At 37.4% G+C, this 14577-nt stretch carries 10 protein-coding genes; 5 read left to right on the plus strand and 5 right to left on the minus strand.

The window, feature by feature from the left end; all coding sequences use genetic code 11:
- Window positions 1-239 precede the first annotated feature (239 nt).
- The gene (locus tag A9479_RS18360) at window positions 240-1454 is read left to right on the plus strand and encodes a hypothetical protein (RefSeq protein ID WP_013463357.1); all 1215 of its coding nucleotides are present in this window, start codon (window positions 240-242) and stop codon (window positions 1452-1454) included.
- Between the two features lie 62 nt (window positions 1455-1516).
- Here A9479_RS18360 and A9479_RS18365 read toward each other — a convergent pair whose 3' ends face one another.
- The gene (locus A9479_RS18365; protein ID WP_064664217.1) at window positions 1517-2392 is read right to left on the minus strand and encodes a DNA replication terminus site-binding protein; all 876 of its coding nucleotides are present in this window, start codon (window positions 2390-2392) and stop codon (window positions 1517-1519) included.
- 590 nt (window positions 2393-2982) lie between these two features.
- Here A9479_RS18365 and A9479_RS18370 point away from each other — a divergent pair.
- Window positions 2983-4332 (plus strand): class II 3-deoxy-7-phosphoheptulonate synthase, encoded by a 1350-nt coding sequence (locus A9479_RS18370; protein ID WP_024602472.1) that lies wholly within the window; start codon window positions 2983-2985, stop codon window positions 4330-4332.
- A 90-nt stretch (window positions 4333-4422) separates the two neighbouring features.
- Here A9479_RS18370 and A9479_RS18375 read toward each other — a convergent pair whose 3' ends face one another.
- Window positions 4423-5232 (minus strand): pyruvate, water dikinase regulatory protein, encoded by an 810-nt coding sequence (locus tag A9479_RS18375; RefSeq protein ID WP_008464475.1) that lies wholly within the window; start codon window positions 5230-5232, stop codon window positions 4423-4425.
- A 154-nt stretch (window positions 5233-5386) separates the two neighbouring features.
- Here A9479_RS18375 and ppsA point away from each other — a divergent pair, with 154 nt between their 5' ends.
- Entirely contained in the window at window positions 5387-7762 is a 2376-nt protein-coding gene (gene ppsA, locus A9479_RS18380; RefSeq protein WP_064664218.1) for a phosphoenolpyruvate synthase, read from the plus strand.
- A 47-nt stretch (window positions 7763-7809) separates the two neighbouring features.
- Here the strand turns inward: ppsA and A9479_RS18385 are convergent, their stop codons facing one another.
- Window positions 7810-8028: a PGPGW domain-containing protein gene (locus tag A9479_RS18385; protein WP_013463352.1), complete on the minus strand. Its 219-nt coding sequence runs from the start codon at window positions 8026-8028 to the stop codon at window positions 7810-7812.
- A gap of 144 nt (window positions 8029-8172) precedes the next feature.
- Here A9479_RS18385 and A9479_RS18390 point away from each other — a divergent pair, with 144 nt between their 5' ends.
- Window positions 8173-11220: an FAD-binding and (Fe-S)-binding domain-containing protein gene (locus A9479_RS18390; protein ID WP_064664219.1), complete on the plus strand. Its 3048-nt coding sequence runs from the start codon at window positions 8173-8175 to the stop codon at window positions 11218-11220.
- Between the two features lie 73 nt (window positions 11221-11293).
- Here A9479_RS18390 and A9479_RS18395 read toward each other — a convergent pair whose 3' ends face one another.
- Together A9479_RS18395 and A9479_RS18400 are read right to left on the minus strand one after the other, a co-directional pair.
- Window positions 11294-12493 carry a sodium:proton antiporter gene (locus A9479_RS18395; protein ID WP_028834605.1) on the minus strand — a complete coding sequence of 400 codons (1200 nt, stop codon included), beginning with the start codon at window positions 12491-12493 and terminating at the stop codon, window positions 11294-11296.
- Window positions 12493-13704, minus strand: coding sequence for a tyrosine-type recombinase/integrase (locus A9479_RS18400; RefSeq protein ID WP_024602476.1), 1212 nt, complete (start codon window positions 13702-13704; stop codon window positions 12493-12495). Before A9479_RS18400 ends, A9479_RS18395 begins: the two co-directional genes overlap by 1 nt.
- Before the next feature lie 140 nt (window positions 13705-13844).
- On the opposite strand from A9479_RS18400, the gene A9479_RS18405 reads away from it, so the two are divergent.
- Window positions 13845-14408, plus strand: coding sequence for a YSC84-related protein (locus tag A9479_RS18405; protein ID WP_008108715.1), 564 nt, complete (start codon window positions 13845-13847; stop codon window positions 14406-14408).
- The last annotated feature ends 169 nt before the right edge of the window (window positions 14409-14577 follow it).

A 14577-nucleotide genomic window follows, 5' to 3' on the forward strand; every position in this document is an offset into this window, starting at 1 on the left:
TATAAAAAAAAACACTTTGTAATGGACAAAATTATTATTTAGTTAGTAAAAATTTGGCTTATCAACACTCAGTTAGTAAAAATATGATCTGAAAACGCTTGTCTTAAGTTTTCCTTAGTTAAATACTGATCTGAGCATTTTATTTGAAGTCAGATCACTTTTATACTAACTTAAACATTTAACTTTTGTGGCTTTATGTGTTGTTATTAGCTGTCACAATAAAAACGGAAATAAAAACCATGAGCCGAAAGGTCAACATCTCGGTAGATAACTTGCCCGATACACTTAGGGGCCAAATTCACGGGGTGGAAAGTGCGATCGATAACGAAAGCCTAGCACTATTTACAGATAATAAAGATGTGCGAATTTCGATAGAAAATGCAGCCCATGGGTTACGCGCTTACTCTAACACATTTAACCATTATGATCTGTGGGGACGTTTTGTTCGCTCAGGCCACAAAAAACTGCCACTTGAAGAAGCCCCTAAAAAAACCATCATTACGCGTAAGATATCTGAAAAAGTAGATGGTATTTTATATGATGGCGAAATAAAAATAACACCGGCTGTGGTCAGTACTCGTAAAGATGGCGAAGATGTAGAATATTTAGTGTGGCCATCAGATAGAGAAGAAAAAGTAGAGCGCGCATTAATTCGCCTCGCTTCAAAAGGTAAAATTGTAAAAATTAATTTTAAGTCCGGTATTCAATATGCCGTTGTGTTTTCTATGAACGAATTAGCACAAGAGCTTAAAGCGGTTGGCCAATCTATGCCATATCCGCAAATTAAAGAGTCGCTTGAAGCATTGCAAGGTTCTAAACTTTCTTTTAAATATTCTGCAACGGATACTAAAAATTCTGATATTGATGATTCGTTTTACGAGTCTAATATGAACTTTTTATCGTCTTTGCACTTTAGTGGTAAGAAAGGCCAAGGCGGAAACGTAAAATGTGTTGCGTGTTTAAATGCATTTGTACACAACATGATTGATAACCTTGAATACAAAGGTTATTACTTTAACAGTGCACAAGAATTAAAACGCGGATTATCGCGTTGGATGATGCTGCGTTTATATCATTTATGGCGTTATGCAGCACCAGGAAAAACCTACCATTTTAGATTACTTTCTATTATGGAAAAATATGGCTCTATTTACTCAACGGATGATATTACCGAAAATAAATTAAAAGCACTGCGTCGTGATATGACAACCACGATGAAAGATTTAATTGAAAAAGGAGCAATATCTGAATACAGCATTACCAATGTTAAAGATGATAAAACCGGCAACATAGTCGATTACACTTATGAAATGCATCCGTCTGATCAATTTTGTGATGAGATATTGGCATTAAATAAACACAATAAGCGTATTGAAATACAAGGCGGTAAACGCATTGTTGAAAATGCGGTATTGATTGATGAAGATAAGCTGGAAGAAATTGTAGAAAAGTAATTCTATTTATTTTTACCAACAAATATATTAAAGGCCACATAATGTGGCCTTTTTAACATAATTTATTTAGTTACTTGTTCTAAATATAATCGGTCCACTAGAAAATCATATTCGCGTTTTCGGGGATGCGATAAGGGTTTATGGTAACTCGGTAGTTCGCCAAATTTTACGTCGGGCTGTGGGTTAATTAGTATAAAAGGTAAAGCAGCACTAACATGATAGCGATTTTTTGCAGTGTACCTCACATTAACTTGAGGACTAACTCGAGTAGGGCGCCTAATTCGCAATTTTTCTTTTTCACCCAAGCTGGCTACTCGAACCTGTTCTTGTGCAACCAGTGACTGCCATTTTTGCTGATCAATCATTCGCGGGTTTTTATAGCCTGCCGATTTTTCTAACATTTCAAGCGCCATTTTTTTTGTAAGTGTTTTGGTTGCGTGTTTATGCATCCAAGTAAAGCGAACAGAAAAAGGGGATTCAATTTCACTATGAATTTTACGATACGCCGCAAGGGTTATTAAATTTGGCATTGCATTATGCACCGCTTCAAATCGCGCGTCGTTATTATCTATTGCTAAAATACAATTTTTAAAAGCTGCTTTTGCACTATTTACCTGTGCTATGCGATCAATAATGGCTTGTTTATTCGCCTCTTTTATTACTAGCAAACCAGGGTGTCGCTTTAATACTCGGCTGCTTAGCCCTGGCTTTTTATACATATCTGAGAAAGCATTTAAAATTGCCTTATGTGCCAATTCCCCTGTTATTTTTGAAACGCTTATAGACTCAGGGATTATATTTTCTTCAGTACTACTAATCTCAGGTAATTGAAAATACTCTGCTTTAGCAAAGCCAACCTCTTTAAGCTCATGAATTAAGCTAAGTGTTAATTCATTGAGTAAATCAAACTGACTTCTTATTTGTACCTTTGTAACCATTAGCTACCTACCTAGAACACATCTTACTTATCTACTATTCTCGCAAACAACCTTTTCTTTTGATAGCTATTTCTTTAAATAAAATCTCATTGCTAAGATTTATAATAATTCAAATTAAGTATGATGTGTTCTTGATGGTTTTTAAGTACTTTTGCTTCACATACTTTAAAGGAAATAATAGAAGGGGTGAGTTAAGGCACAGAGCTTTGTATGAAGCGCTAGCATAAATATTTAAAAGCGCATAATTGAGTAGCATTCTTTTTTAAAACCACCCGTAAACTTAAGATTACATTAGTGCAAATTAAGTATGATGTGTTCCTGTTACTATCTGTATCACCATCGCTTAGCTGTTAAGCTTCTACTCAAGCCATTATAATGCACACTCTACCTACTTAGATTATTGTTTTTAAATGTTTATTTATTTTTGCTTTATAAACTTGCTCATCAAAAGTAACTCAAAATAGGCTCTTAAATCTTATTAAAATTTAACTAATAACTAAATAATTGGTAAATAGTGTATTTAGTCCTTGAACAAAGCACACTGCATACGTTAATTTCATTACATCAGGTAATAGGAATGAGGAATGAACATGCAATCGTGGAACCCAAATAGCTGGAGAGAACTGCCAATACTGCAGCAACCACAGTACCCAGATCAAGACGTATTAAAGTCGGTAGAAAGCCAGTTAAAAAGTGCACCGCCTTTAGTATTTGCCGAAGAAACAAGAAGTTTATTTAAACAACTTGAAGACGTATGCGAAGGCCGTGCCTTTTTACTTCAAGGTGGAGATTGTGCAGAATCGTTTAGCGACTTTAATGCCGCTAATATTCGCGATACATTTAAAACCATCTTACAAATGGCTGTAGTATTAACCTATGGTGGAAAGTGCCCGGTTGTTAAAATTGCACGTATGGCAGGTCAATACGCTAAGCCACGTTCAGCCGACTTAGAAACAATAGACGGCGTTTCGTTGCCATCTTACCGTGGTGATATAGTAAATAACTTTGAGTTTACTGAAGAAGCACGTATTCCAGACCCTCAACGTTTAATGACTGCATATCATCACAGTGCGGCAACGCTAAATTTGCTACGCGCTTTTGCACAAGGTGGACTTGCCGACTTACATCAAGTTAACCGTTGGAACATGGGCTTTGTTGCTGCTAATCCACAAAAAGCAAAATACCAACAACTTGCAGACAAAATTCAAGACGCGTTAGAATTTATGGAAGTGTGTGGTATTAATTCAACTATAGCGCCAAGCTTAAAAGAAACTGATTTATACACGTCACACGAAGCGTTATTACTAGGCTACGAAGAAGCATTAACACGTAGAGACCATTTATCAGGTGACTGGTACGATTGTTCAGCACACTTTGTTTGGATTGGTGAACGTACTCGCCAGCTAGACCATGCCCATATTGAATTTTTTAAAGGTATTAAAAACCCAATTGGCGTTAAAGTTGGGCCAGGTATGGATCCAGACGAGCTTATCCGTTTAATCGATGCGCTTAACCCGGATAATATCCCAGGCCGATTAACACTTATCACGCGCATGGGTGCGGATGTATTACCAGAGAAGTTACCTGCGCTGGTGCGTAAAGTACAGCAAGAAGGTCGCAAAGTAATTTGGAGCTCAGATCCAATGCATGGCAATACTGAAAAAGCCAGCTCAGGTTACAAAACGCGTAGCTTTGATAATATCATGCGCGAAATTAGCCAATTCTTTGCTGTTCATAAAGCAGAGGGTTCTTACGCAGGCGGTGTTCATTTAGAAATGACCGGCCAACATGTAACAGAGTGTACTGGCGGTGCATACGGTTTATCTGACGATGACCTTGCTCAGCGCTACAAAACACAATGTGACCCACGCTTAAATGCTGATCAAGTATTAGAGCTTGGATTTTTAGTAGCTGATTTACTAAAAGATGCGCGTAAATAATACCCGCTCATAAATACCAAAAGCCGCTTTTATTTAGCGGCTTTTTTGTGTATTAACTGTGATTACGCGCTTAAATCACACATTAGTTTGTTAGTACTTACGACGCTCAAGGCCTGTATCAGAAATGATTTTTGCTGAAATTTCTTCAACTGAATGGTGAGTTGAATTTAAATGTGCAATTTTATGTTTTTTATACAGCATTTCAACTTCGCGCACTTCAATACGACACTGCCTGATTGATGCGTATTTTGAATTTGCCATGCGTCTGTCTCTTATTGCAGCCAGACGCTCTGGATCAATAGTTAAGCCAAACAGTTTATGCTTATAAGGCACTAAGCATTTTGGTAAACCTTCGCTTTCTAAGTCGTCTTCGGTGATCGGGTAATTGGCTGCTTTAATGCCATACTGCAACGCTAAATAAAGACTGGTGGGTGTTTTACCACTTCGACTAACGCCAACTAAAATAATATCAGCCTCCGCAAAGTTTTTAATGTTGCCACCATCATCATTCATCAACGCGTAATTAACGGCATCAATTCTAAAATCATAACTTTTTTCATGAATAGAGTGTGTTCTGTGTACTTTTGGTACTGGCGCCACATTTAATTCTTTTTCAATTTTTTCACTATAGGTACTTAAAAAGTCGTATGAAACTGCATCCGCTGAGCGAATAATCTCAGACAATTTATGATTCACAAAAGTAAAAAACACCAAAGGCTTTTCACCTTGCTTAGATGACGTGGCGTTAATAAGCGCTTTTATTTCATGCGCTTTTTCTTCAGTTTCTACAAAAGGGATTGTTTTATGATTAAATTCGACAGGGAATAAAGATAAAGTCGCATGACCAAACACTTCAGATGTGATTGCTGTGCCATCTGAAATATAAAACGCAGTTCTCATAAAGCCTCTTTTTTATTACATTTAATTTTAAAATCAGTGTATCACGGTTTACGTGGGGACGTTTGCCAGTGTAGAATGGTGGCGACCTTTATAAAAGGTTTTCTTTCTTAACTCTCACAGTTACTACTACAATTTGTTTTTTGGAGAAAGATCCGTGCAAGAATACGTTCTCTGGTATCAAGAGCTTGGTATGCAAGATGTTCCTCGAGTTGGCGGTAAAAATGCGTCACTTGGTGAAATGATTTCAAACTTAGCTAACGCAGGTGTGCAAGTCCCAGGTGGTTTTGCTACTACCTCAGACGCTTTTAACGAGTTTTTAGAACAATCAGGACTCAACGCAAAAATTCATGACATTTTAGATACACTCGATGTTGATGATGTAAACACACTCGCCAAAATCGGCGCCGATATCCGCCAGTGGATTATCGATACCCCATTCCAACCTAGTCTAGACAAAGCAATCCGCGACGCATACAGCCAGCTACATGGCGACACAACTGCAGATGTTTCATTCGCTGTTCGTTCATCAGCAACCGCTGAAGATATGCCAGATGCCTCTTTTGCAGGCCAACAAGAAACGTTTTTAAACGTTGTTGGTATTGATTCTGTAATGACAGCCATCAAACACGTATTCGCTTCGTTATTTAACGACCGTGCAATTTCTTATCGTGTTCACCAAGGCTACGATCACCGTGGTGTTGCCTTATCAGCAGGTATTCAACGCATGGTTCGCTCAGATAAATCAGCATCAGGCGTTATGTTTAGTATTGATACTGAATCTGGTTTTGAAGATGTTGTATTTATTACATCAAGCTATGGTTTGGGTGAAATGGTTGTACAGGGTGCGGTAAACCCTGATGAATTTTATGTTCATAAACCAACACTGCTTAAAAACAAGCCATCAGTAGTTCGTCGTAATATTGGCTCTAAAGCCATTCAAATGATTTACTCTCAAGACAAAGCTCACGGCAAACAAGTAGAAATTGTTGATGTAGATCCAGCACTTTCAAACAAATTCTCGATTACAGATGAAGAAGTGCAAAACCTTGCCAAACAAGCTGTAATCATTGAAAAACATTACGGTCGTCCAATGGACATCGAATGGGCAAAAGATGGTAACGATGGCAAACTATATATAGTTCAGGCGCGTCCAGAAACAGTTCGTTCAAACGAAGACACTAACGTAATGGAACGCTTCCAACTTAATGGCAGCAGCAATGTTGTTGTTGAAGGCCGTGCAATTGGTCATAAAATTGGTAGTGGTGTTGTGCGTGTACTTGATTCAATCAAAGAGATGGACCAAGTACAAGTAGGTGACATTTTAGTTACCGACATGACCGACCCAGATTGGGAACCTATCATGAAACGTGCGGCTGCGATTGTTACAAATCGTGGTGGTCGTACATGTCATGCTGCAATTATTGCACGTGAGTTAGGTATTCCAGCCGTTGTTGGTTGTGGTAATGCAACAGATTTAATTAAAGCAGGTCAAGAAGTTACTGTATCATGTGCCGAAGGCGATACTGGTTTCATCTACGAAGGTATTTTAGACTTTGAAGTGTTAACTTCACGCGTAGACGAAATGCCTGAACTGCCAATGAAAGTAATGATGAACGTAGGTAACCCAGATCGCGCATTCGATTTTGCTCGTTTACCACATTCAGGTGTTGGCCTTGCGCGCGTTGAGTTTATCATCAACCGTATGATTGGTGTTCACCCTAAAGCGTTATTAAATTTTGATGCACAAACAGATGCATTAAAAGCAGAAATCACAGACATGATTGCCGGTTACGAATCACCTGTTGAATTCTATATTGGTAAACTAGTTGAAGGTATTTCTACCCTAGGTTGTGCGTTTGCTCCAGAGCGTGTAATTGTTCGTATGTCTGATTTTAAATCAAACGAATACGCAAACTTAGTGGGCGGCCAGCAATACGAGCCAGAAGAAGAAAACCCAATGATTGGTTTCCGTGGTGCTGCGCGTTATATTTCTGAAGATTTCCGTGATTGTTTTGCCCTTGAGTGTGAAGCAATAAAACGCGTTAGAAATACTATGGATATGACTAACATTGAAATCATGATCCCATTCGTACGTACCCTTGAAGAAGGTAAACGCGTTATTGAATTACTTGAAGAGCATGGCCTTAAACGTGGCGAAAATGGTCTTAAAGTAATTATGATGTGTGAACTTCCGTCAAATGCATTAATGGCTGAAGAATTTTTAGAATACTTCGATGGTTTCTCTATCGGCTCTAACGATTTAACTCAGTTAACGCTTGGTCTTGACCGTGATTCAGGTTTAATTGCGCACTTATTTGATGAGCGCGACCCTGCAATCAAAAAACTTCTTTCTATGGCTATTAAAACAGCAAAAGAAAAAGGTAAGTACGTAGGTATTTGTGGTCAAGGTCCTTCAGATCATGAAGATTTTGCTGCATGGTTAGTAGAGCAGGGCATTGATTCTGTCTCGCTTAACCCAGATACAGTACTAGAAACATGGTTATATTTAGCTGATAAACTCGCTAAATAAATTACCTTGTTAAAAAAATGCCAGCATCTGCTGGCATTTTTTATGGCTTAAAATGTGTGTTTTGCTAATTTTTTATCTAAATAGGCACATGAGCGAGTAAGCGCTTTTTGACACCACGCTAAATAACCTCTCGCTTTTGGGTAATACATAGAAAAGCACAGTAAACCTGCAATAAAAAATATTAACGAAGGCCCTGGTACTACGGCAAATAGTAGTCCTAATAAAATAAACAGTGTGCCGCTGATCTGTATAAGTAATTTTTTCATATAAACCTCATAGTAGGCGTTTAATTTGATTATAATTAGAGCTGCTCATATTACGATTAAAAGAGTGTTACAAACTGTAAAATCTTCAATTTCTATTAGCCATCACCATGATATAATTACACAAATGCATTAAAAAGCGCCGCCATGATAGCAACGATTACACAACAAGATGCCGCGACCGAATTGGTTGCAAATTACTTAAATACCATAAAAAATCAAGGGTTTACTGGAGATACAGACGCCAGTTATGCAACGAGGCTGACTGCATCAACCGATAACAGTATTTACCAGCAGCTTCCGCAAGGTGTTATTTTTCCAAAAAGTGAAAAAGACATTCAAATTGCCTTACAAACTGCATCTCATGACCCTTTTTTGTCGTTAACTTTTGGTCCTCGCGGTGGCGGCACAGGCACTAACGGACAGTCTTTAACCCCAGGTATTGTGGTTGATTTATCACGTTACATGCGTGAAATCCTCGAAATAAATGTAGAAGAAGGTTGGGTACGAGTTCAAACGGGCGTGATAAAAGATCAACTTAACGACTTTTTAAAACCGTATGGATTTTTCTTTTCACCCGATTTATCTACCAGTAACCGCGCCACCATTGGCGGCATGATCAGTACAGATGCATCTGGCCAAGGTTCATTAGTTTATGGCAAAACCAGCGACCATGTTTTAGGGCTAACCACGTATTTAGTCGACGGCACAGCAATGTCTACCAGCCCAATAGACATAGAAAAAGCAAAAATAATTGCCGATCAAGACTCATTAATTGGGCAAATATACAAAACAGTTTTAGATATTTCAATTAGTGAACGCGACGCTATATTAGCCAAATTCCCACGATTAAATCGCTTCTTAACTGGGTATGACCTAGAGCATGTGCTAAGTGAAGACTTACAAACTTTTGATATGAGTCGACTAATTACAGGCTCTGAAGGCTCATTAGGTATAGTCACTGAGGCGAAATTAAACCTAACACCCATTGCTGAATTTAAAACACTCATCAATATAAAATATGACAGTTTTGATTCTGCACTTCGCCATTCACCATTTTTGGTTGATGCCCGTGCTACCTCGGTTGAAACCGTTGACAGCAAAGTTTTGAATCTTGCGCGCGAAGACATTATTTGGCATTCAGTATCGGACTTAATAACCGATGTACCAAATAAAGATATGCAAGGACTCAACATGGTTGAGTTTAATGCTGTATCACCACAAGATATAAAAGACAAAGTAGACACTTTATGTAAATTATTAGATGAGTGCGTTGAACATCAAACTAATGGGGTTATTGGCTATCAGTTAACAAGCGATAAAAGCGATATACTAAAAATTTATGCAATGCGTAAAAAATCAGTGGGTTTATTAGGTAATGTAAAAGGAAGCCAAAAACCCCTCGCGTTTGCAGAGGATACTGCCGTCCCGCCTGAAAATTTAGCCGATTACATTGTTGAATTTAGAGCGCTACTCGACAGCTATAATTTACAATATGGTATGTTTGGCCATGTTGATGCCGGTGTATTGCATGTTAGACCCGCGCTTGATATGTGCGACCCAGAACAAGAAAAATTACTCCGTACAATTTCAGATGAGGTAGTAAAACTCACCGCTAAATACGGTGGATTAATGTGGGGCGAGCATGGTAAAGGCTACCGAAGTGAATACGGCCCTGAATTTTTTGGTGAGCATTTATTTACCCAATTACGCAAAATAAAATCTGTATTTGACCCAAACAACAAAATAAACCCTGGTAAAATATGCACGCCTATTGAAAGTAAAGACTCACTAGTTAGTGTTGATGGGCAGAAACGTTCTTACTTCGATAAGCAAATTTCTATTGATGTAAAAACCAGTTTTAATAATGCAATGACTTGTAATGGTAACGGCTTGTGTTTTAATTATGATGAAAACTCGCCAATGTGCCCATCTTATAAAGTGACCGGAGATCGCCGTAATTCACCTAAAGGTCGCGCGGGTTTAATGCGTGAATGGTTACGACTTCAAGAGTCAAAAGATGTTAATTTGCTTGAAGTAGAGAAAGAGCTAAACAAAGGTGAAGTGATCACCTGGTGGGAGCGTTTTGTTCATAGCCGTGAAAAAAATAAAGGCGTTTACGATTTTTCTCACGAAGTAAAAGCATCAATGGACGAGTGTTTAGCATGTAAAGCGTGTACTACCGCTTGCCCAATAAAGGTAGATGTACCAACTTTTCGAGCTCGTTTTTTAAATTATTACCATAGTTATTATGCGCGCCCACTCAAAGATTATTTAGTGGGTAATATCGAAAATAGCGCACCGTTAATGTCAAAATTTGCTCGGATTATTAACCCAATTGTAAAAACATCATTGGTTAGTAGCATCATTAAAAAAACGGTCGGTTATGTTGATACCCCGCAGCTAAGTATTCCAGCACTCGGTAAACGTATAAACAAAGCGCAAAAATTTGATTTAAATTTACTTAAAAAATTAAGCGCCGATGAGCAAAATGAGTATGTACTCATTGTTCAAGACCCATTTACCAGCTTTTACGAAGCCGAATTGGTTGAGAGCTTTATTACACTGATCACACAGCTTGGAAAAAAACCCATGTTGTTACCATTTAAACCCAATGGTAAGCCTCAACATGTGAAAGGTTTTTTACATGAGTTTAAAGTGACAGCTAAAAATGCTGCAGAATTTCTAAATCAACTTAACGAGATCAATGCGCCATTAGTAGGTTTAGATGCATCTTTAGTGATGTGTTATCGCGATGAATATAATACAATTTTAGAAAATAACCGTGGTGATTTTCATGTCCTACTTGCCCATGAATGGCTAGAAACACAATCGTTTAAACAGTTAACGGCTAAACAAAATTTAAATACTGAATTTACGTTATTGAGCCACTGCACTGAAACAACCGCTTTACCAAAAGCGGCAAGTGTTTGGAAAACTATTTTTGATGAACTTGGTTTAACATTAAACACTACAAATACGGGTTGTTGTGGAATGGCGGGTACGTATGGCCACGAAGCACAAAACCAAGATAACTCTCGATCGCTTTACGAAATGAGTTGGAAACCTATTGTTGATAAAAATAAACCTGAGCAACTTTTATCAACGGGATTCTCATGTCGCAGCCAAGTTAAACGTTATGAAAAGTTTAAACCCAAGCATCCGATAGAGTTACTGGCAAATGTACTTAGTTAATAATTTAATTAATTAAGCTGAAAATAAAAAGGCGTAACTTATTATTAAGTACGCCTTTTTATTTTGCTTATATTTATTTAGTTTTTTTAGCAAAACTATCTGCTATAGGTTTTGTACTAATACCGTGAATAAACACACTAAATAAAATTGTTGTCATGGCAATGGTCGCAATTTGAAATTTGTTTTCTATTTGTGTGTCTATTACCATTAATGTAAAAACAATTGAGGCCAATCCTCTTGGCCCAAACCAAGCAAATGTAAAACGCTCTTTAATTGTTAGTGCTGTAAATTGCAATGACAGCATAACCGGTATTATTCTAATTAAAGTCGTACTTAATAATGCATACGTTATTATCGCTAAATTTAATTTAGGTAAAACTAAATAAGCACATACAAATCCAAACAAACACCAGATCATTAAAGAAGTAAAGTCAGCAATATGCTCTGAGTCTTCTATCAACTCTTTGCTTATTTTAGTAGTGGCGTATTTATCAAATAATAAACCCGCAACAAACACTGCAATAAATCCACTGCCATGAAAATATTGCGTAATCGAAAACACCGCCATAGCAAAACCTAATAATAAAAAAGGACTCGTGTTTTGCGCAAAGTAATGGCGCTTCATTGCAAAATTTAAACACGGAATAAAAATAGCGGTACTTGTAAAGGCAATTAATAAGGCTAAACCAAGTTCTCTGCCAAACACACTTAACGTTTGCGTTGCTGTAATTGCAGATTCAGGATTTTTTGCCAGTAATATAAATATTAAAAAAATAGGAACACATAAACCATCATTCAAACCACTTTCGGTATTTATTCCTTCACGAATTTTTTCAGGTACCCGCGTACTTGCCAATAACCCTTTACTCAACGCCGCATCGGTAGGCGTTAATATTATTGCAAGTAACGCCGCTTGAATAACAGATAAATCGGCAAACAAAAATAACCCAACGGCAATCCCAAGTAATAACGTTAAGGGGAGGGCGATAAATAACAGTAAACTCGGATACTGAAAGCTATGTCTTAAAACACTTAATTTTGACTTAGCCGCATCAGAAAATAAAAATATACTGAGTGTCAATTCTATAAAGGGCAGTAAAAAATCTATGCCGGTTTTTATTCTGCTACTTTCGTTAGGTAAAAGTGTGGCAAGCAATATCCCACCAATTACAAAAAACATTGGCCCCGTTACTTCGGTTTTTTCTAGTTGGCGAAATGTTAAGGAATAAACTAAAAATAAAACGCCAATAAATGAGATCACTAAGTATTCCATTAAATTTTCCTTTTAATTCCAGATTTAGCCCGCTCTTTTATATTTGTTTGAATATAAATTTGATCGGTTGTAGCAATTTTTGCATGGCCTAAATCTTCAGATAAATGTTTTAAAGGGCGAGTTTGTGCGTCATGCGTTGCCCCCGTATGGCGTAACCAATGCGCAGTGGCCGCTTCTAATTGTTCCGCGTCATCTTTAAATCCATCATCAAGTAAAGATTGTTGCGCAATATCGAAACTTTGTTGTACCAATCTGCGAATTTGTCTTACGGTCATTCCACCCTGACCACGAATTTTATGAACTAGCGGGTCTGACTCATCAACGCGGGGCAGAGCAGGCAAGCCTCGATACAAGCGATAACGTTTTAAATACTCAAGAAAATCATCACTTAATGTTACATCGCGTAATTTATTTCCTTTGCCCATTATTCTTAAAAACCAAAAGCCATCATTATCTTGCCAAAAATGAGACATAACAGGTGACCATTGTGGTCGCTCTGATAATTCTGAAATACGAAGGTAGAGTCCTTTTAAACAGGCGAGGGTAAATAAGTTTCTTTCATACTCTGGTTTTTTTTCGCATATATCTCGGGTAACGCCAAATACATATTCCCATTGAATATCGCTTAACGTATCGGGGATTTGTATTTGTGATTGCACAACCAAGTAGGGACTATTTTTTTTAACAACAGGTACAAAGTTAGCAAAGGTTTTTTCTTCTAAAATAGCGAATTTATAAAATACATTGAGGGCAGTAAACATGGCCGATAATGTTTGCTGACTCGCAATAGATTCTTTTAACATGAAAGGGCGCCAATTTTGATTTAACCGACGAATTCCTTGCTCATCTTTATAACGCCATTGAACAGATGTAGATGCCCATTTTTTATCCGGTTCAACCATAAAATCAACATAGGCTTCAATATCTTCACGCTTAAGTTCAAATACAGATTTTTCAGCTATAAGCCATGACCATAAATAAAAACGTTCCAACTCATTACGAAAACGACTATAGGTTGCCTCAGATTTTCGTCCATAAACATATAAAAACTGGTATAAAAAATTAAGATCAGCCTTTGATTCAGTTACAGTCAAGCTGACTTGCTGTATAAAAGAGGCTAGTTCTGGATATTCTGATGAGAGTGTATTGTCTTCAAGATGAGCTATTTGATAACGTAATTGTTTTAATGTATCGACAAGAGCAACAAGCATAATAGTAAAATATATAAGAAAATAATAGACTTATAGGTTAACCTTAAAGTCCGATACTGTCTAGTATTGGACATAATGAATTTTTGATATTTATGCTAAACGCAGATTTATTAACCATATACCTTATTAAAGGAAAAATCATGAAAAAATTACTTCTGTTGAGCATGTTAGTTATTAGCGTTTTATTAACAGGTTGCGCTACTACAGGCAGTGCTTCCCCTGGAGAAAAACGTGCTTTAGTACAAAGTATGAAATCGAATACATTAACTGCTCTATACGAAAAAAAACCAGATGTTAAAACTCAAATTGCAAACTCTGCCGGTTATGCTGTATTTGATAATGCCAATGTAAACGTTATTTTAGCCAGTTTTGGTGGTGGGTACGGTGTAGTAAAAAATAACCTAACCGGAAAATCTACCTATATGAATATGGGTGAAGCTGGTTTAGGCTTAGGTTTAGGTGTTAAAGATTTCAATATTGTGATGGTTTTTCACGATCAAGCAGCGTTAAATAGATTTATTAAACATGGTTGGGCGTTCGGTGGTAATGCCGATGCTGCTGCAAAATACCAAGATAAAGGTGGCGCTTTAGTTGCCGAAGCTATTGCTGACCAAGTTACTGTTTACTCTTTAACCGAAAGTGGCCTTGCACTGCAAGCTGTTTTAAAAGGTACTAAATTTTGGGTCGATTCTGAGCTAAATTAAGACCTCAAAACCCTATCATAAGTGGGCTAGTTTGTATGATTACGCCCACTTTAATTTAAATTACTTAATTTAACATAACGTAATTTATAGGTGATTAGCTATCAGCTATCAGCTATCAGCTATCAGCTATCAGCTATCAGCTATCAGCTATCAGCTATCAGCTATCAGC

It is taken from the genome of Pseudoalteromonas sp. MQS005 (assembly GCF_001661605.1).
Taxonomy (GTDB): Bacteria; Pseudomonadota; Gammaproteobacteria; order Enterobacterales; family Alteromonadaceae; genus Pseudoalteromonas; species Pseudoalteromonas tetraodonis.